Origin of the sequence: Kitasatospora sp. NPDC127067 (genome assembly GCF_042724755.1) — a bacterium.
In the GTDB taxonomy this organism is placed as follows: Bacteria; Actinomycetota; Actinomycetes; order Streptomycetales; family Streptomycetaceae; genus Kitasatospora; species Kitasatospora lactacystinica.
In genome coordinates this window covers 21,944-46,327 of record NZ_JBHXEM010000030.1, presented here as the reverse complement: position 1 = coordinate 46,327, position 24,384 = coordinate 21,944, and the positions used below count along the sequence as shown (strand labels likewise).

Annotated in this window: 1 protein-coding gene; it reads left to right on the top strand. The window is 76.8% G+C overall.

From position 1 onward, the window contains the following. The first annotated feature begins 5 nt into the window (after window positions 1–5). Window positions 6–24,227 (top strand): type I polyketide synthase, encoded by a 24,222-nt coding sequence (locus ACFWJ4_RS15620; protein WP_380543885.1) that lies wholly within the window; start codon window positions 6–8, stop codon window positions 24,225–24,227. Window positions 24,228–24,384: the final 157 nt, after the last annotated feature.

Here is a 24,384-nt window from a genome sequence, read left to right as displayed (position 1 = left end):
AATCGATGAACACCCGCGGTGACAAGGCGGTCGAAGCACTTCGGGCCTCCCTCAAGGAGGTCGAGCGCCTGCGCAGGCAGAACCGGGAGATCCAGGCGGCGGCCCGCGAGCCGATCGCGATCGTCGCGCTGGGCTGCCGGCTGCCGGGCGGCGTCACCGGCCCGGAGGACCTGTGGCGGCTGGTCGCGGACGGCACCGACGCGATCGGCGGGTTCCCGACCGACCGCGGCTGGGAGGAGTCCTTCCCCGGCAGCCGCGACTACGCCCGCCGGGGCGGCTTCCTCGGCGACGCGACCGGGTTCGACGCCGAGCTGTTCGGCATCAACCCGCGCGAGGCGCTGGCGATGGACCCGCAGCAGCGACTGCTGCTGGAGGTCGCCTGGGAGACCTTCGAACGGGCGGGCATCGATCCCCACTCGGTGGCCGGCACGGCGACCGGCGTCTTCGTCGGCGCCTCCCCGTCCGGCTACGACGGAGCCGGCCGGCTCCCGGAGAACACCGCGGGATACCACCTGACCGGCACCGCGAGCGGGGTGCTCTCCGGCCGGCTCTCGTACGTGTTCGGGCTGGAGGGCCCGGCCGTCACCGTGGACACCGCGTGCTCCTCCGCGCTGGTGGCACTGCACCTGGCGGTCCAGTCGCTGCGCCAGGGAGAGTGCGGCCTGGCCCTCGTCGGCGGCGTCGCGGTGATCAGCACCCCGGCCGCCTTCGCCGAGTTCGGCAAGCAGGGCGGCCTGGCCGCCGACGGCCGCTGCAAGTCCTTCGCGGCGGCGGCGGACGGCACCGGCTGGTCCGAGGGCGTCGGCGTCCTGCTGCTGGAACGGCTCTCCGACGCCCGCCGCAACGGGCACGAGGTGCTGGCGGTGGTGCGGGGCAGCGCGGTCAACCAGGACGGCGCCTCGAACGGTCTGACGGCGCCGAACGGTCCCTCGCAGGAGCGGGTGATCCGGCAGGCGCTGGCCAACGCCCGGCTGGAGGCGGCCGACGTGGACGCCGTGGAGGCGCACGGCACCGGCACCCGCCTCGGCGACCCGATCGAGGCAGAGGCGCTGCAGGCCGTCTACGGCCGGGGCCGCACGGCCGACCGGCCGCTGCTGCTCGGCTCGCTGAAGTCCAACGTCGGACACACCCAGGCCGCCGCCGGCGCGGTCGGCGTGATCAAGAGCGTGCTGGCGCTGCGCAACGGCGTGCTCCCGGCCACTCTGCACGTGGACGCGCCCACCCCGCACGTCGAGTGGACGGGCGGCGGCGTCGAGCTGCTGACCGAGGCACGGCCCTGGCCGCAGGCGGAGCGGACCCGACGGATCGGCGTCTCCGCGTTCGGCGTCAGCGGTACCAACGCCCATGTGCTCATCGAGGAGAGCCCGGCCGAGGCCGAGCCGCGGACGGAACCGGAGGCGCCCGGGCAGGGCGTCCGCCCGGTGGCGTGGCCGGTGTCGGCGCAGAGCGCGCAGGCGCTGCGGGGCCAGGCGGCGCGGCTGGCCGAGCGGTTCGGTCCGGACGTGGACGCGGGCGACGCGGCGTGGTCCCTGGCGACGACCCGGGCCGCGCTGGCCCACCGCGCGGTGGTGCTGGGCACCGGTGGCGGTGAGGGGCTGCTGGACGGCCTCGGCGCGCTGGCGGACGGGCGTCCGACGGGCGGCGTGGTCGCGGGTGTCGCGATGGAGGGCCGGACGGCGTTCCTGTTCACGGGGCAGGGTGCGCAGCGGGTCGGGATGGGCCGGGACCTCTACGAGGCGTTCCCGGTGTTCGCGTCGGCGTTCGACGCGGTCTGTGCGGAGCTGGACGGGAGGCTCGGGCGGTCGGTGCGTGAGGTCGTCCTCGACGGCGTCGAGGATCCGGACCGTACGGTGTGGGCGCAGGCCGGGCTGTTCGCGGTCGAGGTGGCGTCCTTCCGGTTGCTCGAATCCTGGGGTGTGACCCCCGACTTCCTGCTCGGCCACTCGATCGGTGAGATCGCCGCCGCCCACGCGGCGGGCGTCCTCTCGCTGGCCGACGCCTGTGCGCTGGTGGCGGCGCGCGGCCGGCTGATGGACGCGCTGCCGAGCGGCGGCGCGATGCTCGCCGTGCAGGCCACCGAGGCCGAGATCCGTGACGCGATCGGCGGCCGCCTGGACGTCGCGGCCGTCAACGGCCCGACCTCCGTGGTGGTTTCCGGATCGGCGGAGGTGGTGGAGGAGTTCGCCGCGCGTTGGTCGGCCGAGGGCCGCAAGATCCGCCGGCTGACGGTCTCGCACGCCTTCCACTCGGCGTTGATGGAGCCGATGCTCGCCGAATTCGCCGCCGTTCTGGCGAAGTTGACCTTCGCCGAGCCGCAGGTCCCGATCGTGTCGAACCTGACCGGCGGGATCGCCGAGCCGGGGCTGCTCGCCACCCCCGAGTACTGGGTGCGTCAGGTCCGTGAGGCCGTCCGTTTCGCCGACGGCGTCGAGGCCCTGCACCGCGAGGGCGTGACCCGGTTCGTGGAGCTGGGCCCGGACGCCGTGCTGTCGGGTCTGGTCGGGCAGCAGCTCGCCGAGGGCGTGGTCGCCCCGCTGATGCGCCGTGACCGCGTGGAGTCCGAGACCGCGCTGACCGCGCTCGCCACCCTGTGGACGACCGGCGCCGAACTCGACTGGCGGTCCGTGCTGTCGGCCGGGCGCCGCCTCGACCTGCCGACGTACGCCTTCCAGCGCGAACGCTACTGGCCCGACGTCCCGCTCGACGCGCCCGGCTCGGCCGAGGACGCCCGCTTCTGGGCGGCCGTGGAGCGCGCCGACGTCCCGGAACTGGCCGCCACCCTGCGGCTGTCGGACACCCCGGAGGTGCTGGACGGCGTCGTCCCGGCGCTCTCCGCGTGGCGGCGCTCGCGCCGCCAGGAGGCCGTGGTCGACTCCTGGCGCTACCGGGTGGAGTGGCAGCCGCTGCCGCTGCCGGACACCGCAGGGCCGAACGGCACCTGGCTGCTCGCCACCGCGGACGAGTCCGCGGCCGCCGAGGACGTGGCCGCCGCGCTGCTGGCCGCCGGTGCGCGGGTCACCCGGCTGCCGCTGACCGGGGACCGGCCCGCCCTCGCCGGGCGGCTGGCCGCCGAGGACTTCGCCGGCGTGGTGTTCGTGGCCGGTTCGGCCGCCGCGGGCCTTCCGGTGCCCGCCGACCTCGGCGCCCTGCTGCTGCTGGTCCAGGCACTCGGGGACGCGGGCTCGCAGGCTCCGCTCTGGTGCCTGACCCGGGGCGCGGTGTCGACCGGGGACGAGGACCGGTCGGCGGCCCCCGAGCAGTCCCTGCTGTGGGGCCTCGGCCGGGTCGCGGCGCTCGAACACCCCGGCCGCTGGGGCGGGTTGGTCGACCTGCCGGAGACCGTCACCGCCGAGGAGGGCCGCCGGCTGGCGGCGCTGCTCGCGGGTGCGGGCGGGGAGGACCAGCTGGCCCTGCGCGGGGCGCGGGTGCTCGGCCGCCGGGTGGTCCGGGCACCGCTGCCCGGGGCCCCCGCGGCGGAGTGGAGCACCGACGGCACCGTCCTGATCACCGGCGGCACGGGTGCCCTCGGCGGGGACGTGGCGCGCTGGCTGGCCGGGCGGGGCGTGCCGCACCTGCTGCTGACCAGCCGCCGCGGCCCGGCCGCGCCGGGAGCGGACGAGCTGGTGGCCGAACTGACCGCGCTGGGCACCCGGGTGACCGTCGCCGCCTGCGACGTGACCGACCGGGAGGCGCTGTCCGGGCTGCTGGCCGGGATCCCGGCCGAGCACCCGCTGAGCGGCGTGGTGCACACCGCCGGGGTCGGCGCGCCGGGCCCGTTGATGGAGACCGACGCCGAGGCCGTCGCCGAGGTGATCGGCGGCAAGGCCGCCGGGGCCGCGCTCCTGGACGAACTGGCCGGCGACGTCGACCTGTTCGTGGTCTTCTCCTCCATCGCCGCCACCTGGGGCAGCGGCGGCCAGGGCGCCTACGCGGCCGGGAACGCCTTCCTGGACGCGCTGGTGGAGGCCCGGAGGGCCCGCGGCCTGGCCGGGACCTCGGTCGCCTGGGGCCCGTGGGCCGAGGCCGGCATGGCCGCGGACGCCGGCTTCGAGGACTACCTGCGCCGCCGTGGCCTGTCCGCGCTGGACCGTACGGCGGCGATCCGGGCGCTGGCCGGGGTCGTCGACCGGGACGAGGGCTGCGTGGCCGTCGCGGACGTCGACTGGGAGCGGTTCGGGCCCGCCTTCGTCTCCGGCCGGCCCAGCCCGCTGCTGAGCGGCCTGGCCGACCGGGCCGACGCGGCCGGGGACACCGGATCGTCCGCCCCCTCCTCGGAGTTGCGGGACTCGCTCGCCGCCGCGCCCGAGGGCGAGCGGTCCCGGCTGCTGCTGGAGGTGGTCCGGGACCGCACCGCGCTGGTGCTGGGACGCCCGTCGACCGAGGCGGTGGCGCCGCGACGCGCCTTCCGCGACCTGGGCTTCGACTCGCTGACCGCCGTGGAGCTGCGCAACCGGCTCGGCGCGGAGACCGGCCTGAAGCTGGCGGCGACGCTGGTCTTCGACCACCCGACGCCGGCCGCGCTGACCGAGTTCCTGCTCGGCGAGCTGTTCGGCACCCCCGACGAGGCCCGGCCGACGCGCCCGGTGGCGGCCGCGGCGGACGACGAGCCGATCGCGATCGTCGGCATGAGCTGCCGCTACCCGGGCGGCGTCCGCTCGGCCGAGCAGCTGTGGGCGATGGTCACCGAGGGCCGGGACGGCGTCACCGGCTTCCCCACCGACCGCGGCTGGCCCGAGGGCGGCGGCTACGTCCGGCGCGGCGGCTTCGTCGAGAACGCCACCGACTTCGACGCCGGCATGTTCGGCATCTCGCCGCGCGAGGCCCTCGCGATGGACCCGCAGCAGCGCCTGGTGCTGGAGACGGCCTGGGAGGCGTTCGAGAACGCCGGCATCGACCCGTACTCCCTCGGCCACTCGTCCACCGGCGTGGTGATCGGCGCCTCCGCCTCCGGCTACGGCCTCGGCATGGAGATGCCCGCCAACGTCGAGGGCCACCTGCTCACCGGAACCGTCAGCAGCGTGCTGTCCGGCCGGATCGCGTACACCTTCGGCCTGGAGGGCCCCGCGGTCACCGTGGACACGGCCTGCTCCTCCTCGCTGGTCGCCCTGCACCTGGCCGCCCAGTCGCTGCGCCGCGGCGAGTGCGAGCTGGCGCTCGCCGGCGGTGTCGCCGTGATGGTCTCCCCGGGGGTGTTCGCCGAGTTCGACAAGCAGAACGGCCTGGCGGCCGACGGCCGGTGCAAGGCCTTCGCGGCCGCCGCCGACGGCACCTCCTGGGCCGAGGGCGTCGGCATCCTGGTGCTGGAGCGGCTGTCCGCGGCGCGCCGCAACGGCCACCAGGTGCTCGCGGTGATCCGCGGCAGCGCCATCAACCAGGACGGCGCCTCCAACGGCCTCGCCGCGCCCAACGGGCCCGCCCAGCAGCGGGTGATCCGGCAGGCCCTGGCCAACGCCGGACTGACCGCCGCCGAGGTGGACGCCGTCGAGGCGCACGGCACCGGCACCCGGCTCGGCGACCCGATCGAGGCGCAGGCACTGCTCGCGACCTACGGCCAGGAGCGCGCCGGTGAGCCGCTCTGGCTCGGCTCGGTGAAGACCAACATCGGCCACGCCCAGGCCGCCGCCGGCGTGGCGGGCGTGATCAAGATGGTGCAGGCGCTGCGCAACGGCCTGCTGCCCGCGACCCTGCACGTGGACCGGCCGTCCCCGCACGTGGACTGGTCGGCCGGGGCGGTGGAACTGCTCACCGAGGCCCGGCCGTGGCCGGAGCTCGACCGGCCGCGCCGGGCGGCGGTGTCCTCCTTCGGGATCAGCGGCACCAACGCCCACGTCATCCTGGAGTCCGTGCCGGTCGTCGGGACCGTCGAGCCCGAGGCCGCCGAGGGCCCGCAGCCCTGGCTGCTGTCGGGCCGCACCCCGGCCGCGCTCACCGAGCAGGCCGAGCGGCTGCGGGAGTTCGCGGCCGCGCGCCCCGAGCTCGCGGGGCCGGAGGTGGCCCGCTCGCTGCTGTCCCGGGCCGCCCTGGAGCACCGCGCCGTGGTGCTGGGCGCCGACCGGGCCGCCCTGCTGGACGGCCTGGGCACCCTCGACGGCGAGGGCGTCGTGAAGGGCCGGGCGGTTCCCGGCGACGTGGTGTTCGTCTTCCCCGGCCAGGGTTCGCAGTGGCTCGGCATGGGGCGTGAACTGGCCGCCGCCGCACCGGTGTTCGCGTCCCGGCTGGCCGAGTGCGAGGCGGCGCTGGCGCCGTACACCGACTGGTCGCTCACCGAGGCCCTGGACGACGAGGAGCTGCTGTCCCGGGTGGACGTGGTCCAGCCGGTGCTGTGGGCCGTGATGGTGTCGCTGGCCGAGGTCTGGCGGGCGCACGGTGTGGAGCCCTCGGCCGTGATCGGTCACTCGCAGGGCGAGATCGCCGCCGCGGTGGTGGCGGGTGCGCTGTCCGTCGAGGACGGTGCCCGGGTGGTCGCGCTGCGCAGCCGGGCGCTGATCGAACTGGCCGGTGACGGCGGCATGGTGTCGTTGGCGGTCGGCCAGGAGACCACCGTGGGGCTGATCGCCGGCTTCGACGGCCGGATCTCGGTGGCCGCGTTCAACGGCCCGTCCTCGACGGTGGTTTCGGGCGAGCCCGGTGCGCTGGACGCGCTGATGGTGCTCTGCGAGGAGAACGGGGTGCGGGCCCGCCGGATCCCGGTGGACTACGCCTCGCACTCCGCCCAGGTGGAGCGGGTGCGTGAACGGGTCCTGACGGAGCTGGCCGGGATCAGCCCGACCGCCTCCCGGGTCCCGCTCTACTCGACGCTGACCGGTGAGCCCATTGACACCGCGCGGATGGACGCCGGGTACTGGTACGACAACCTGCGTTCCACCGTCCTGTTCGAGCAGGCCACCCGCGCCCTGCTCGCCGACGGCCGCTCGGTGTTCGTCGAGTGCAGCCCCCACCCGGTGCTGACCGTCGGCGTGCAGGAGAGCGCCGACGCCGCCGGCGCCGACGCGGCCGCGCTGGGCACGCTGCGGCGCGACCGGGGCGGCCCCGAGCAACTGCTGACCGCCCTGGCCGAGGCCTGGATCGCCGGCGCGTCCGTCGACTTCACCCCGGTCGTGCCCGCGGGCCGCCGGGTCGAGCTGCCCAGCTACGCCTTCCAGCGGGAGCGGTACTGGCCGCGGGCCGTGGTCGCCGCGGGCGACCTGAGTACGGTCGGCCAGGTCGTCACCGAGCACGCCCTGCTGGGCGCCGCCGTCCCGCTGCCCGGCGGAGCCCTGGTCCTGACCGGACGGCTGAGCGCGGTCGGCCAGGACTGGCTGGCCGACCACGCGGTGCACGGCGACGTGCTGGTGCCGGGCACCGCCTTCGTGGAGATGGCGCTGACCGCCGGTGAGCGGGCCGACTGCGCCCTGCTGTCCGAACTGGTGCTCCAGGCGCCGCTGGTGCTGCCCGCCCAGGGCGGCGTCGCGGTCCAGGTGAGCGTGGGCACCGCCGACGAGACCGGCAGCCGGACCTTCGAGGTGTTCTCCCGCCCGGACGCCGCCGGCACCGAGCTGGTCCGCCACGCCACCGGCGTCCTCGCCCCGGCCGCCACCGCCCCGCAGGACGGCCCCGACCTCGCGGTCTGGCCGCCCGTCGGGGCCCGGCCGGTCGAGGTCGAGGGCTTCTACCAGGCGCTCACCGAGGCCGGCTACGGCTACGGCCCCGCCTTCCAGGGCCTGCGCGCCGCCTGGCGCGACGGCAGCACCGTCTACGCCGAGGTCGCCCTGCCCCAGGACGTCCGGGCCGACGGCTACGGCATGCACCCGGCACTGCTGGACGCCGCCCTGCACGCCATCGGCCTCGCCGCCGACCCCGCCGCCGGCACCCGGCTGCCGTTCTCCTTCGACGGCGTCCACCTCCGGGCCACCGGGGCCACCGTGCTCCGGGTCGCGTTGACCGTCCGCGCGGACGGCGTCGCCCTGCGCGCCGCCGACCCCACCGGCGCGCCGGTGATCGACATCGCCTCGCTGACCCTGCGCGAGGTCGCCGCCGCGACGCTGCGGCGGGCCGGCGAACGCGCCGTCCACGACGCCCTGTTCACCGTCGACTGGACCCCGCTGGCGCAGCCGGCCCCGGCCCGGCCCGACACCTCGCACTGGCGGGGGATCGACGCCGTCGAGGACGGCGCGACGCCCCCGGTGGTCGTGCTGACCCTGCCGCCCGCCGCATCCGACGGCGGGCCGGCCCTGGCCGTCCGCCGGACCACCACCGAAGTCCTGCGCACCGTGCAGGAGTTCCTCGCCGCCGACCGCTTCGCCGACACCCGGCTGGTGGTCGTCACCCGCGGCGCCGTCCCGGCCGCCCCCGGGCAGCCGGTGACCGACCTGGTCGGCGCGGCCGTGTGGGGCCTGCTGCGCTCCGCCCAGTCGGAGCACCCCGGCCGCGTGCTGCTGCTGGACCGCGACCCGGCCGGCCAGGACGCCGACTGGCAGGCCTGGGCCACCGTCCAGGACGAACCGCAGCTCGCCCTGCGCGAGGGCGGGGCCCGCGCCCCCAGGCTCGTCCGGCAGAGCGCCGCCCACGGCCTCACCGCCCCCGACGGGCCCGGCGCCTGGCGCCTGGACGTCACCGAGGAGGGCACCCTGGAGGCCCTCGCCCTGGTGCCCGCCGCCGAGGCCGACGCCCCGCTGGGCGCCGACCAGGTGCGGGTCGCCGTCCGCGCGGCCGGCGTGAACTTCCGCGACGTGCTGCTCGCGCTCGGCATGTACCCCGACCGGGCCGTGATGGGCGCCGAGGCCGCCGGTGTGGTGACCGAGGTCGGCGCGGACGTCACCGATCTGGCCGTCGGCGACCGGGTGTTCGGCCACTTCGACGGCGGCGGCCTCGCCGACCGGGCGGTCACCGACCGGCGGCTGCTGGCCCGGATCCCGGCCGGCTGGACCTTCGCCGAGGCCGCCTCGGTGCCCGTCGCCTTCCTGACCGCCTACTACGGTCTGGTGGACGTGGCCGCCGCCCGGCCCGGCGAGTCGGTGCTGGTGCACGCGGCGGCCGGTGGCGTCGGCATGGCCGCCGTCCAACTGGCCCGGCACCTGGGCCTGGAGGTGTACGGCACCGCCAACCCCGGCAAGTGGGACGCGCTGCGCGCCGCCGGTCTGGACGACGCCCACATCGCCTCCTCCCGCGACCTCGCCTTCGAGGAGTCGTTCCGTACCGCCACCGGCGGACGCGGCGTGGACGTGGTGCTGAACTCGCTGGCCGGCGAGTTCACGGACGCCTCACTGCGGCTGCTCGCCGAGGGCGGGCGCTTCGCCGACATGGGCAAGGCCGACCCGCGCGACGCCGAGCAGGTCGCCGCCGACCACGGCGTGCGCTACCGGGCGTTCAACCCCGCGGAGGAGGGCCCGGAGCGGGTCCGGGAGATCACCGCGGAGATCATCGGACTGTTCGAGTCCGGTGCGCTGCGGTTGCTGCCGATCACCGCGTGGGACGTCCGTGAGGCGCCCGCCGTGTTCCGGCACATCAGCCAGGCCAAGCACGTCGGCAAGAACGTGGTCACCGTCCCGGTGCCGCTCGACCCCGAGGGCACCGTGCTGATCACCGGCGGCACCGGCACCCTGGGCGGGCTGCTGGCCCGCCACCTGGTCGCCGAGCACGGCGTGCGGCACCTGCTGCTGCTCAGCCGGCGCGGTGCCGACGGCCCGGGAGCTGCCGAACTCGCCGACGAGCTGCGGGACCTGGGCGCCGAGACGACCCTCGCGGCCTGCGACGCCGCCGACCGCGAGGCGCTGGCCGCGGTGCTCGCCGCGATCCCCGCCGAGCACCCGCTCACCGGCGTGATCCACGCGGCCGGTACCCTGGACGACGGCGTGTTCGACGCGATGACCCCCGAGCGGGTCGAGGCCGTCCTGCGGCCCAAGGTCGACGCCGCCGTCAACCTGCACGAGCTGACCGCCGACCGCGACCTCGCCCTGTTCGTGCTGTACTCCTCCGCCTCCGCCACCTTCGGCACCGGCGGCCAGGCCAACTACGCGGCGGCCAACGCCTTCCTGGACGCCCTCGCCTCCCACCGGCGCGCCCTCGGGCTGCCCGCCCAGTCACTGGCCTGGGGCCTGTGGCAGGAGGCCAGCGAGATGACCCGGCACCTGAACCCGGGCGCCGACGCGCGGACCGACAAGCTCGGCACCGCCCTGGACAGCGGACAGGGCCTCGCCCTCTTCGACGCGGCCACCGCCCTGCCCGCCCCGCACCTGGTGCCGGTCGCCCTGGACCGCACCGGCGGCGGCGAGGTCCCGGCCCTGCTGCGCGGCCTGATCCGGCCCGCGGTGCGCCGCGCCGCCGAGCGCGAGGCCGGCGACACCGGCACCCTGGCCGGACAGCTGCGCAACGCCTCCGCGAGCCGGCGCCGGCAGATCCTGCTCGACCTGGTCCGCGGCAACGCCGGCACCGTGCTCGGCTACGCGGACGCCGAAGCGATCGGCGCCCGGCAGGCCTTCCGCGACCTCGGCTTCGACTCGCTGACCGCGGTCGAACTGCGCAACCGGCTCAACACCGCGACCGGCCTGCGGCTGCCCGCCACCACGGTGTTCGACCACCCGAACCCGACCGCGCTCGCCGACCACCTGGCCGCCAGGCTGCTGGGCGAGAGCGCACCGGCCCCCGCCGTCGCCACGCCGGCGCCGACGGCCGACCCCGGCGAGCCGATCGCGATCGTCGGCATGGCCTGCCGCCTGCCCGGCGGCGTCGCCTCCCCGGCCGACCTGTGGCGGCTGGTGGCCGCCGGCGAGGACGGCACCGCCGCCTTCCCGACCGACCGCGGCTGGCCCCTCGACGTGGCGCACGGACAGGCCGCCCGGGGCGGATTCGTGGACGGCGCCACCGAGTTCGACGCGGGCCTGTTCGGGATCTCGCCGCGCGAGGCGCTGGCGATGGACCCGCAGCAGCGCCTGCTGCTGGAGACCGCCTGGGAGGCCTTCGAGGACGCCGGCATCGTGACCGCCGACCTCGGCAACCGCTCCACCGGCGTCTTCGTCGGCGCGGCGGCGTCCCACTACGGCCTCGGCATGCAGATCCCGGACAGCGCGCTCGGCCACCTGATGACCGGCAGCGCGACCAGCATCGCCTCCGGCCGACTGGCCTACGTGTTCGGGCTGGAGGGCCCGGCCATGACGGTCGACACCGCCTGCTCCTCCTCGCTGGTGGCGCTGCACCTCGCGGTGCGGGCGCTGCGCGGCGGCGAGTGCGACCTGGCGCTGGCGGGTGGCGTGACCACCCTCGCCACGCCCGGCGTGATCACGGAGTTCGACCGGCAGGGCGGCCTGGCCTCGGACGGTCGCTGCAAGGCCTTCTCGGCCGACGCCGACGGCACCGGTATGTCCGAAGGGGTCGGCCTGCTGCTGGTCGAGCGGCTGTCGGACGCCCGTCGCAACGGGCACCAGGTGCTCGCGGTGGTGCGCGGCAGCGCCGTCAACCAGGACGGTGCGTCCAACGGCCTCACCGCGCCGAACGGGCCCGCGCAGGAGCGGGTGATCCGCCAGGCGCTGGCCGACGCCCGCCTGGAGGCGGCCGAGGTGGACGCGGTGGAGGCGCACGGGACGGGGACCCGGCTCGGGGACCCGATCGAGGCGCAGGCGCTGCTGGCCACCTACGGCCGGGGCCGCGGCGACGAGCCGCTCTGGCTGGGCTCGATCAAGTCGAACATCGGGCACACCCAGGCGGCGGCCGGTGTGGCCGGGGTGATCAAGATGGTGCAGGCGATGCGGCACGGGACGCTCCCGGCCACCCTGCACGCCGAGCAGCGGACCTCCGAGGTGGACTGGTCGGAGGGTGCGGTCGAGCTGCTGACCGAGGCCCGGCCGTGGCCGGAGGCGGACCGTCCGCGCCGGGCGGGTGTGTCGTCCTTCGGGATCAGCGGCACCAACGCCCATGTGGTGCTGGAGCAGGCGCCGGCCGAGGAGCCGGCGTCGGTCGGAGACGCGACCGGGCCGACGCCGTGGGTGGTGTCGGCGCAGAGCGCCGGGGCCCTGAAGGCCCAGGCGGCCCGGCTGGCCGGGGAGTTGGAGTCCGGGGCGCCGGAGTCAGGGGCCCGTGCGCAGGACGTGGCGTGGTCGCTGGCCACCGGGCGGACCGGACTGGCCCACCGTGCGGTGGTGCTCGGCGACGACCGGGCCGCGCTGCTGGACGGCCTGCTCGCGCTGGCGGACGGCCGCCCCTCGGGCGGGGTCGTCGCCGGGATCGCGACCGAGGGGCGGACGGCGTTCCTGTTCACCGGTCAGGGCGCGCAGCGGGTCGGCATGGGCCGGGAGCTGTACGAGGCCTTCCCCGCCTTCGCGGCGGCCTTCGACGCGGTCTGCGCGAAGCTGGACGGGAAGCTCGGGCGGTCGGTGCGCGAGGTCGTCCTCGACGGCGTCGAGGACCTGGACCGGACGGTGTGGGCGCAGGCCGGGCTGTTCGCGGTCGAGGTGGCCTCCTTCCGGCTGCTGGAGTCCTGGGGCGTGGTCCCGGACGTGCTGCTCGGCCACTCGATCGGCGAGGTGGCGGCCGCCCATGTGGCGGGCGTCCTCTCGCTGGCGGACGCGTGCGCTCTGGTGGCGGCGCGCGGTCGGCTGATGGACGCGCTGCCGAGCGGCGGGGCGATGCTCGCCGTCCAGGCCGCCGAGGCCGAGGTCCGCGACGCGATCGGCGACCGGCTGGATGTCGCGGCCGTCAACGGCCCGACCTCCGTGGTGGTTTCCGGACCGGTCGAAACGATCGAGGAGTACGCCGCGCGCTGGAAGGCCGAGGGTCGCAAGACCAGCCGGCTGGCGGTCTCGCACGCCTTCCACTCGGCCCTGATGGAGCCGATGCTCGCCGAATTCGCCGCCGTCCTCGGCGGGTTGACCTTCGCCGAGCCGCAGTTCCCGATCGTGTCGAACCTGACCGGCGGGATCGCCGAGCCGGGCCTGCTCGCCACCCCCGAGTACTGGGTGCGGCAGGTTCGGGAGGCCGTCCGCTTCGCCGACGGCGTCGAGACCCTGCACCGCGAGGGCGTCACCCGTCTCGTCGAGCTCGGTCCGGACGGTGTGCTGACCGCACTCGCCGCGCAGAGCGCCCCGGACGTGGTCGGCGTGCCGCTGCTGCGCAAGGACCGGGACGGCCGCGAGACCGTCCTGACCGCGCTGTCCGCGCTGTGGACGGCGGGCGCCGCGATCGACTGGTCCGCGCTGCTGCCCGCCTCCCGGCGCGTGCCGCTGCCGACCTACGCCTTCCAGCGCGAGCGCTACTGGCCGGAGGCGGCCGAGCCGACGAGCGTCGCGGCCGACCCGGCGGAGGCCCGGTTCTGGGCGGCGGTCGAGAACGAGGACCTGGCGGGCCTCGCCTCCACCCTGGACGCCGACCGGGCGCCCGAGGGTCTGGACTCCGTCCTGCCGGTGCTCACCGCCTGGCGGCGGTCGCGCCGTCAGGACGCGGTGATCGACTCGTGGCGCTACCGGGCGACCTGGAAGCCGCTCGCCGGGCTCGTCGGGACCGGCCTCTCCGGGACGTGGCTGCTGGCCGCGCCGGAGGGCTCCGAGCCCGGGGCCGCGCTGGCCGCCGCGCTGGGGGAGGCCGGCGCCGAGGTGCTCCCGTTCGCCCTCGACGCCGTCCCGGCCGGGGCGGCCGGAATCGCCGGCGTCGTGGCGCTGCTTCCCTCGGACGCCCCGGTGTCCGGTGCGGTCGCGCTGCTGCGGGCGCTGGGCGAGGCGGGCGTCGACGCCCCGCTCTGGCTGGTCACCAGCGGTGCCGTGTCGATCGGCCGCTCCGACCCGCTGCGGGATCCCGTCCAGGCCCAGCTCTGGGGCCTGGGACGGGTCGCGGCGCTCGAACACCCGCAGCGCTGGGGCGGTCTGATCGACCTCCCGGCCGTCCTCGACCCGCAGTCGGCCGAGCGTGCCGTCGCCGTCCTCGGCGGCGGCACCGGCGAGGACCAGGTGGCCGTGCGCGGCGCCGGGGCGTACGGCTGCCGCCTGGCGCGCGCCGCCTCCGGTGCCGCACCCGCCGCGCCGTGGACGCCGTCCGGTCCGGTCCTGATCACCGGCGGCACCGGCGCGCTGGGCGCGGAGACGGCCCGCTGGCTGGTCGGCCGGGGGGTGCCGAAGCTGGTGCTGACCAGCCGCCGGGGCGCGGACGCGCCGGGCGCCGCCGCGTTGGCCGCCGAGCTGACCGAGGCGGGCGCCGAGGTCGTGGTGGCCGCCTGCGCGACGACCGACCGGGAGGCGCTGGCCGCGCTGCTCGCCGAGCACAGGCCGACCGGCGTGGTGCACGCGGCCGGGGTGGGCCAGGGCGCCGCGCCGCTGGCGGACACCGACGAGGCGGAGATCGCCCGGGTGCTCGACGGCAAGGCCGCCGGCGCCGAACTGCTCGACGAGCTGACCGCCGGTCTGGACCTCGATCTGTTCGTGGTCTTCTCCTCGGTCGCGGCGACCTGGGGCAGTGGTGGTCAGGGCGTCTACGCGGCGGCCAACGCCCACCTGGACGCGCTGGTGCTGCGGCGCCGTGCGCACGGTCTGCGGGGCACGTCGGTGGCCTGGGGGCCGTGGGCCGGCGAGGGCATGGCCGCCCAGGGCGAGGCCGCCGAGCAGCTGCGCCGCCGTGGTCTGGCGGTGATGGACCCGCGGCTCGCGGTGCTGGCGCTGGCCCGCGCGGTGGACGGGGACGAGGGCTGTGTGACGGTCGCGGACGTGGACTGGCAGCGGTTCGCGCCGGCCTTCACCGCCGTCCGCACCAGCCGGTTGCTGGCGGAGCTGCCGGAGGCCGGCCGCGGGTCGGCGCCGGTGGCGGCGGTCGAGGGGGCCTCGGCCTTCCTGGACACCTTGGCGGCGGCCGCGGCCGGGCGCCGGGAGCGGATGCTGCTGGACCTGGTCCGGTCGTCCGCGGCGGCGGCGCTGGGCCACACGTCGGTGGAGGCGGTGGACGCCGGGCAGGCGTTCCGGGACCTCGGCTTCGACTCGTTGACGGCGGTGGCCCTGCGGAACCTGCTGGTGAAGGAGACCGGGCTCGCCCTTCCGGCGACGCTGGCCTTCGACTACCCGACGCCGGCGGTGCTGGCGGCCCATCTGGCCGGGGAACTGCTGGAGTCGGTACCGGTGACGGTGGCGGCCGCGGAGGAGACCGGTGCGGCGGTGGCCGTCTCGGACGACCCGGTGGTGATCGTGGGCATGAGCGCCCGCTACCCGGGCGGGGTGCGGTCGGCCGCCGGGCTGTGGGACCTGGTGGCCGCCGGGGCGGACGGGGTCACCGGCTTCCCGGTGGACCGCGCCTGGTCGGTCGAGGGCATCGCGGCCGAGGCGGCGCGCGGCGGCTTCGTGGAAGGTGTGACGGAGTTCGACGCGGCCCTGTTCGGGATCTCGCCGCGCGAGGCGCTGGCGATGGACCCGCAGCAGCGGATCCTGCTGGAGGCGTCCTGGGAGGCCTTCGAGGACGCCGGGATCGACCCGCGTTCGGTGCGGGGCGAGCAGATCGGCGTCTTCGTCGGAGCCTCCAACTCCGGCTACAACGCGGTCGGCGGCCTGGAGGAGGCGAAGAGCCACGTCCTGGCCGGCTCGGCGAACAGCGTGATCTCCGGCCGGGTGTCGTACGTCTTCGGGCTGGAGGGCCCGGCCGTCACCGTGGACACGGCCTGCTCCTCCTCGCTGGTGGCCCTGCACTGGGCGGCGCAGGCGCTGCGCGAGGGCGACTGCGAGACGGCGCTGGTCGGCGGTGTGACGGTGATGGTGTCCCCGGCCGCCTTCGCCGAGTTCGACCGCCAGGGCGGGCTGTCCTCGGACGGCCGCTGCAGGTCCTTCGCCGCGGAGGCGGACGGTACGGGCTGGGGCGAGGGCGTCGGCGTCCTGGTGGTCGAGCGCCTCTCCACCGCCCGCCGCCACGGGCACCGGGTCCTGGCCATGCTGCGCGGCAGCGCGGTCAACCAGGACGGCGCCTCCAACGGCCTGACCGCTCCGAACGGTCCGGCTCAGCAGCGGGTGATCCGGCAGGCGCTGGCGAGTGCCGGGCTGTCGGCCGCCGAGGTGGACGCCGTCGAGGCGCACGGCACGGGCACCGTGCTGGGCGACCCGATCGAGGCGCAGGCGCTGCTGGCGACCTACGGCCGGGACCGCGCCGGCGAGCCGCTCTGGCTCGGCTCGATCAAGTCCAACATCGGCCACACCCAGGCCGCGGCGGGCGTCGCGGGCGTGATCAAGATGGTGCAGGCGATGCGCCACGGCCTGCTCCCGGCAACCCTGCACGCGCAGCGGCCCAGCCCGAAGGTGGACTGGTCGGCCGGCGCGGTGGAACTGCTCACCGAGGCGCGCCCCTGGCCCGAGCTGGACCGGCCGCGCCGCGCGGCGGTGTCCTCCTTCGGCATCAGCGGCACCAACGCCCACGTCATCCTGGAGAGTGCGCCGTCGGCCCCGGTGGAGGAGCCGAAGGCGACACCGGTGCTGCCCGTCTGGGCCGTCTCGGCGAAGACCGCCGAGGGCCTGCGGGACCAGGCGCGGCGCCTGCGGGCGTTCGCCGAGCCCGGCGCGGACGTCCGGGACGTCGCCTGGTCGCTGGCCGGCACCCGGGCGGCGCTCGACCACCGGGCCGTGATCGTCGGCGCGGACCACGCCGAACTCCTGCGCGGTCTGGGCGCGTTGGCGGACGACGCACCCGACGCGGCGGTGGTCCGCGGTGCGGTCGCCGACCGTCGGACCGCCTTCCTCTTCACCGGCCAGGGATCCCAGTACGCCGCCATGGGGCGGGGGCTGTACGAGGCCTTCCCGGTGTTCGCGGAGGCCTTCGACGCGGTCCGCGCGGAGCTGGACCTCCGGCTCGACCGGCCGCTCACCGACGCGGTGTTCGAGGGCATCGGCATCGACCGGACGGTGTGGGCGCAGGCCGGCCTGTTCGCGGTCGAGGTGGCCTCGTTCCGGCTGCTCGAATCCTGGGGCGTGACCCCCGACTTCCTGCTCGGCCACTCGATCGGCGAGATCGCGGCCGCCCACGCGGCGGGCGTGTTCTCGCTGGCGGACGCGTGCGCCCTGGTGGCGGCACGTGGCCGGCTGATGGACGCGCTGCCGAGCGGCGGCGCGATGCTGGCGGTCCGGGCCACCGAGGCCGAGGTCCGCGACGCGATCGGCGGCCGCCTGGACGTGGCGGCCGTCAACGGCCCGACCTCCGTGGTGGTTTCGGGTTCGACCGAGGTGGTCGAGGAGTTCGCGGCCCGCTGGAAGGCCGAGGGGAGCAAGACCAGCCGGCTGACGGTCTCGCACGCCTTCCACTCGGCGCTGATGGAGCCGATGCTCGCCGAATTCGCCGCCGTGCTCGGCGGGTTGACCTTCGCCGAGCCGCGCATCCCGATCGTCTCCAACCTGACCGGCGGGATCGCCGGGCCCGGCCTGCTCACCACCCCCGACTACTGGGTCCGCCAGGTCCGCGAGGCCGTCCGCTTCGCCGACGGCGTCGAGACCCTGCACCGCGAGGGCGTCACCCGCTTCGCCGAGCTCGGCCCCGACGGCGTGCTGAGCGGGCTGGCGCAGCAGAGCGTGGCGGACGGCGTGTTCGCGCCGCTGCTGCGCCGCGGCCGGGAGGACTCCCGGACCGCGCTGCGGGCCTTGGCCCGGCTGTGGGCGGACGGCGCCGAGGCCGACTGGTCCGCGGTGCTGCCCGAGGGCCGACGGGTGGAGCTGCCGACGTACGCCTTCCAGCGGCAGCGGTTCTGGCCGCAGGCCGGTGCCACCGAGCCCGTCGGCGACGTGGTGGAGGCCAGGTTCTGGGACGCGGTGGAGCGCGAGGACTTCGGCGATCTGGCCGACCTCCTCGACACCCCGGACCCCGCCGAACTGCTCGGCGCGGCCCTGCCGGTGCTCTCCTCGTGGCGGCAGCGGCGCAAGGTCGACTCGGTGGTGGACTCCTGGCGCTACCGGGTGATGTGGCGGCCGCTCGGCACCCCGGCCGGCGCCCCGGCGCTGACCGGCCGGTGGCTGCTGGCCGTCCCGCGGGCGGCCGCCGAGCACCCGCTGACCGAGGCCGTGGCGGCGGCGATCCGCTCGGCGGGCGCCGAGGTGGTCCGCTTCGAGCCCGTCGGCACCGACCGGGCGGCCCTGGCCGCGCAGCTCGCCGAGGCGGGCCCGGGCACGTTCGCCGGTGTGGTGTCGCTGGCCGCGCTCGCCGGTGAACCGGACCCGGACTCGGCGGTCTCGCCGGGCCTGGAACTGACCCTGGCCCTGTTCCAGGCGCTCGGCGACGCGGGCGTCACCGCCCCGTTCTGGGCGCTGACCGCGCACGCGGTCTCCGTCGGCCGCTCGGACCGGGCCGCCGACGCCGGACAGGCGCAGGTGTGGGGCCTCGGCCGGGTCGCGGCGCTGGAGTCCCCGGACCGCTGGGGCGGTCTGATCGACCTGCCGTCCACGCCGGACGCCCGGGCCGGCACCCGGCTGGCCGCCGTGCTGGCCGGTGGCGGCGAGGACCAGGTGGCCGTGCGCGGCTCCGGCACGTACGGCCGCCGACTGGTCCGGGCGACGGCCGGCGCGGGCGCGCCGGCCTGGTCGCCGACCGCCGGGGGGACCGTCCTGGTCACCGGCGGGACCGGCGCACTGGGCGCCGAGGTCGCCCGCTGGCTCGCCGACCACGGCGTCGCCCGGGTGGTGCTGACCGGCCGTCGCGGGGCGGCCGCGCCGGGCACGGCGGACCTGGTCGCGGAGCTCGCGGCGCGCGGCACCGAGGCCGTGGTCGCCGCCTGCGACGCGACCGACCGGACCGCACTGGCCGCGGTGCTCGCCGCGGTGCCGGCGGACCGCCCGCTGATCGGCGTGGTGCACGCCGCCGGCGTACTGGACGACGGGGCGCTGGACGCGCTCACGCCGGAGCGCCTGAGGACGGTGCTGGCCGCGAAGGCGGCCGGCCTGGTCGTCCTGGACGAGCTGACGCGGGGCCACGAGCCGGAGTTCTTCGTCGCCTTCTCCTCGCTGGCGGGCGCCGTCGGCAGCGCCGGCCAGGGCAACTACGCCGCCGCCAACGCCTTCGTGGACGCCTGGATGGAGGGGCGGCGCGAGCGCGGCCTGCCGGGCGTCTCGGTCGCGTGGGGCCCGTGGGCGAACGAGGGCATGGCGGCCGACCCGGCCCTGGTGCAGCGGCTGCGGCGCGGCGGCCTGCCGCCGATGGACCCGGCGCTCGCCGTGACGGCACTCGCCCGGGCGATCGGTCACGACGGGGCCGCCCTGGTGGTCGCCGACGTCGACTGGTCGCTGTTCGCGGCCGGTGCGGGCGGGCTGCGGCCCAGCGCCCTGCTGGCCGACCTGCCGGAGGCCGCCTCGGCCACGGCCGGCACCCGCGGCGCCGGACCGGCCGAGGAGTTCCGGGCCGGGCTGGCGGCGGCACCCGGGAACAGGCGCTCCGGGCTGCTGCTGGACGCCGTGCGGTCCTGGACCGCGGCGGTGCTCGGCCACGGCTCGCCGGACGCGGTCGGCGCCGAGCAGGCGTTCCGCGACCTCGGATTCGACTCGGTGACGGCGGTGGAGTTCCGGAACCTGGCGAGCGCCCGGACGGGGCTGGCGCTGCCGGCCACCCTGGTCTTCGACCGTCCGACCCCGGCCGCGCTGGCGCGCCACCTCGGCGAGCAGCTGTTCGGCGCGGCCGAACCGGCCGTGGCCGCCGAGGTCGCGGACCGCACCCGGGCCGAGGACGAGCCGATCGTGATCGTCGGCATGGCCTGCCGCTTCCCGGGCGGCGCCGGCTCCCCGGACGCGCTCTGGGAGCTGCTGTCCGACGGCGTCGACGCGATGACCGGCATCCCGGCCGACCGCGGCTGGGAGGCCGGCTGGACCGGCGTGGACGCGGCCGCCCGGGGTGGATTCCTGGAGGGCGTGGCCGAGTTCGACGCGGGCCTGTTCGGGATCTCGCCGCGCGAGGCGCTGGCGATGGACCCGCAGCAGCGCCTGCTGCTGGAGGCCTCCTGGGAGGCCTTCGAGTCCGCCGGAGTGGACCCGAGGGCGATGCGCGGCCGGCCGGTCGGCGTCTTCGCGGGCACCAACGGCCAGGACTACCCGCTGGTGCTCGCCGCCTCGGAGGAGGACGTGGACGGCCACGTGGCCACCGGCAACGCCGCCTCCGTGCTCTCCGGCCGGATCTCCTACGCGTTCGGGCTGGAGGGCCCGGCGATGACCGTGGACACCGCCTGCTCCTCCTCGCTGGTCGCCCTGCACCTCGCGGCCCAGGCGCTGCGCCGCGGTGAGTGCGAACTGGCCTTCGCGGGCGGCGTCTCGGTGATGTCGACCCCGGTGGTGTTCGCGGAGTTCGACCGCCAGGGCGGCCTCGCGGCGGACGGCCGCTGCAAGGCCTTCTCGGCGGAGGCGGACGGTACGGGCTGGGGCGAGGGCGTGGGCGTGCTGCTGCTGGAGCGGCTGTCCGACGCGCGGCGCAACGGCCACCGGGTGCTCGCGGTGGTGCGGGGCAGCGCGGTCAACCAGGACGGCGCGTCCAACGGCCTCACCGCCCCCAACGGCCCGTCGCAGGAGCGGGTGATCCGCCAGGCGCTGGCGGACGCCGGGCTGTCGGCCGCCGACGTGGACGTGGTCGAGGCGCACGGCACCGGCACCCGGCTCGGCGACCCGATCGAGGCGCAGGCGCTGCTGGCCACCTACGGCCGGGAGCGCACCGCTGAGCCCCTGCTGCTGGGCTCGGTGAAGTCCAACCTCGGCCACACCCAGGCCGCCGCCGGCGTCGCCGGGGTGATCAAGATGGTGCTCGCCCTGCGGCACGGCATCGTGCCGCCGACCCTGCACGTCGGCGAGCCGACCCCGCAGGTGGACTGGTCGGCGGGCGCGGTGGAGCTGGTGACGGAGCGCCGGGCGTGGCCCGCCGTGGACCGGCCGGCCCGCGCCGGTGTGTCCTCCTTCGGGATCAGCGGCACCAACGCCCACGTCATCCTGGAGGCAGCCGTCGAGCCGGACGCGGTGGAGGCCACGGCCGTTGTCGAGCCTGACGCGGTGGAGGCTGCTTCCGCCGCCGAGTCGGGCGCGCTGCCCTGGCTGCTGTCCGGGCGCTCGGCCGCGGCGCTCGCCGCCCAGGCCGGACGACTGCGCTCCTTCGCGGCGCGGCGGGCCGAGCTGCGGCCGCAGGACGTGGCCCGGTCGCTGCTCTCCCGCGCCGGGCTGGAACACCGCGCGGTGGTGCTCGGCGCCGACCGGGACGCCCCGCTGGCGGCCCTGGCCGCGGGCCGACCGTCCGGTGCTCTGGTGTCGGGCGTCATGGCCGAGGGGCGGACGGCGTTCCTGTTCACCGGTCAGGGCGCGCAGCGCGTCGGGATGGGCCGGGAGCTGTACGAGGCCTTCCCCGCCTTCGCGGACGCCTTCGACGCGGTCTGCGGGGAGCTGGACCTGCTGCTGGACCGGCCGGTGAAGGAGGTGGTGTTCGAGGGGGCGGAGGATCCGGACCGTACGGTGTGGGCGCAGGCCGGGCTGTTCGCGGTCGAGGTGGCGTCCTTCCGGTTGCTCGAATCCTGGGGCGTGACGCCCGACTTCCTGCTCGGGCACTCGATCGGTGAGATCGCCGCCGCCCATGCGGCGGGCGTGTTCTCGCTGGCGGACGCCTGTGCGCTGGTGGCGGCACGGGGCCGGCTGATGCAGGCGCTGCCGAGCGGCGGGGCGATGCTGGCGGTCGAGGCCGCCGAGGCCGAGGTCCGCGAGGCGATCGGCGACCGGCTGGACGTGGCGGCCGTCAACGGCCCGACCTCGGTGGTGGTCTCCGGCTCGGTCGAGGCGGTGGAGGAGTTCGCCGCCGGGTGGAAGGCCGAGGGCCGCCGGATCCGCCGGCTGACCGTCTCGCACGCCTTCCACTCGGCCCTGATGGAGCCGATGCTCGCCGAATTCGCCTCGGTGCTGGCCGGGTTGACCTTCGCCGAGCCGAGCATTCCGATCGTCTCCAACCTGACCGGGATGCTCGCCGAACCCGGGCTGCTCACCACACCGGACTACTGGGTCCGCCAGGTCCGCGAGGCCGTCCGCTTCGCCGAGGGCGTCACCCGCCTGGCGGAGCAGGGCGTCACCCGGTACTTGGAGCTCGGCCCCGACGGCGTGCTCTGCGGGCTGGCACAGCAGTCGGTCGCGGCGGGCACCTTCGCTCCGCTGCTGCGCAAGGGCCGCGAGGAGCGGGACACCGCCCTGGAGGCACTCGCCCGGCTCTGGACGGCGGGCGCCGAGGTCGACTGGTCGGCCGTGCTGCCGGAGGGCCGCCGGGTGGACCTGCCGACGTACGCCTTCCAGCGGGACCGGTACTGGCCGCGGTTGCCGCTCGCGGCGGCCGGCCGGGCCGACGGTGCCGCCGCGGTCCTGGACGACTGCCTCTACCGGATCGACTGGAAGCCGGTCGAGGTCCCGCCGGCGCGGCTCGACGGCGGCTGGCTGCTGGTCACCGACACCGAGGACGACGGCGCGTTCGCGGACACCCTGCTCACGCGACTGCCCGCCGACACCGCCCCGGTCCGACTCGCCGTCGGCGACCTCGACCGGGAGCAACTGGCGGAGCGGCTGCGCGAGCTGGCCGAGAAGGCCCGCGGGATCGCCTACCTGCCCACCGGGCTGGACCGCGGTCTCGTGCTGCTGCACGCCCTCGGCGACGCGGAGCTGGAGGCGCCGCTGTGGATGGTCACCCGGGGCGCGGTGGCCGTGGACGCGGCGGACCGGGTCACCCGCCCCGAGCAGGCGCAGCTGTGGGGCTTCGGCCAGGCCGCGGCGCTGGAGCACCCGCGGAGCTGGGGCGGGCTGGTCGACCTGCCCGCCGAGCCGGACGCCGGCACCCTCGCGGCGCTCGCGGCGGTGCTCGACGGGGCGACCGGGGAGGACCAGCTCGCCCTGCGCGGTGAGCGGGTGCTCGCCCGCCGCCTGGTCCGCACCGATGCGGGAGTGGCCCCGGCGGAGCCCTGGCGGCCGTCGCGGCCCGGCACGGTGCTGGTCACCGGCGGTACCGGCGCGCTGGGCGCGGTCGTCGCCCGCTGGCTGGTCGGCCGGGGCGTCACCGACCTGGTCCTCACCGGCCGCCGCGGCTCCCGGACCCCGGGCGCCGAGGAGCTGACCGCCGAACTGACGGCGGCCGGCGCCCGGGTGACGGTGGCCGCGTGCGACGCCGCCGACCGGGAGGCGCTGGCGGCGACGCTGGCCGCGGTCCCGGCCGACCGCCCGCTGATCGGTGTCGTGCACGCGGCCGGTGTCGCCCAGTCGGCGATGCTGGCGCAGACCGGCGTCGAGGACATCGCGAGGATCACCGGAGGCAAGGTCGACGGCGCCGCCCACCTGGACGAGCTCACCGCGGAGGCGGACCTGGAGCTGTTCCTGGTCTTCTCCTCCATCGCCGCCACCTGGGGCAGCGGCGGGCAGGCCCTCTACGCGGCGGGCAACGCCTACCTGGACGCCCTGGCCCGGAACCGGCGGGACCGCGGTCTCGTCGGGACGTCGGTCGCGTGGGGCCCGTGGGCGGGCGCCGGGATGGCGGCCGACGGGGCGGAGGAGTACCTGCGCCGCCGCGGACTGACGCCGCTCGAACCGCAGTTCGCGCTCACCGCCCTGGCGGCGGCCGTGGACGGCGGCGTGAGCGCGCTGACCGTCGCCGACGTGGACTGGACCCGGTTCGCACCCGCCTTCACCTCGGGCCGGCCGAGCCCGCTGCTGGGCGACCTGCCCGAGGCGGCCGACGGCCTGTCCCCGGCCGGGGCCGCGGCTTCGGCCGGGACTCCGGCGGCGGACGGCGGGGCGGACGGCGGGGCGCTGCGCGCCCGGCTGGCCGGGCTGGACGCCAAGGAGCGGACGGCCGTCCTGCTGGAGCTGGTCCGGGACGTGCTGGTCGAGGTGCTCCGCTACTCCGCGGCCGAACAGATCGACGAGACCAGGCCGTTCCGCGACCTCGGCTTCGACTCGCTCACGGCCGTCGAGTTCCGCAACCGGCTGGCGCGGGAGTGCGGCGTCGCGCTCCCGGCGACGATCGTCTTCGACCACCCGACCCCGGTCGCGCTGGCAGGCCACCTGCACGGCGCGCTCCCGGGCGGCGCCGAGTCGGTCGCGGACGTCGAGCCGCTGCTCGGGATGCTCGACGGGCTGGAGGCGGCGATGACCGTCAACCCGCTGGACGAGCTCTCCCGCTCCAGGGTCACCGTGCGGCTCCAGGCCTTCCTGGCCCGCTGGTCCGCCGGTGCCTCGGCGGAGGAGGACACCATCGCGGACCTCCTCGACGCCGCGGACGACGAGGAACTGCTCAACCTGGTCCGGGAGGAGCTGGGCAACAGCGACCTGGACTGAGCGGTCCCGCTCGGAGGGCCCGCGGACGTGCCGGAACGCGGTGCCACCGAGTCGATCGGTGGCACCGCGCCGCGCCGGACCCGTCGAACGGCGCAGGAGGAGAGCGGCCCGAGCACGAAGAGGGCGGCCGGAACACGAAGAGGGCGGCCGGAGCAGT

Coding starts and splice junctions, on each gene's coding strand:
- ACFWJ4_RS15620 (WP_380543885.1), top strand. CDS start 6: ATGAACACCCGCGGTGACAAGGCGGTCGAAGCACTTCGGGCCTCCCTC.